This is a genomic window from Nocardioides cremeus, from assembly GCF_030518195.1.
Taxonomy (GTDB): Bacteria; Actinomycetota; Actinomycetes; order Propionibacteriales; family Nocardioidaceae; genus Nocardioides; species Nocardioides cremeus.
In genome coordinates, this window is record NZ_JAULSC010000438.1 from 1 (window position 1) to 220 (window position 220).

At 74.5% G+C, this 220-nt stretch carries 1 protein-coding gene; it reads right to left on the reverse strand.

The window, feature by feature from the left end; genetic code table 11:
• On the reverse strand, positions 1-220 hold a 220-nt coding region (locus QWJ41_RS22605; protein ID WP_302710564.1), incomplete at both ends, for a pantoate--beta-alanine ligase.

A 220-nucleotide genomic window follows, 5' to 3' on the forward strand; every position in this document is an offset into this window, starting at 1 on the left:
CACGTCGGCGAGCGGGCCGGGCTCGACGGTCACCTCGGGCTCGCCGCCGGGGTAGACCTCGTCGACCGAGGGCGCGAAGACGACGTCGACCCCCTCGCGGGCGCACACCACGAGGTCGGCCTCGAGGGTGCGCGGGTAGGTCTCGAGGTCGGCGGCCTCGCCGAACTGCAGCGGGTTGACGAAGACCGAGACCACGACCGGGCCGTCGCCGACGTGCTCG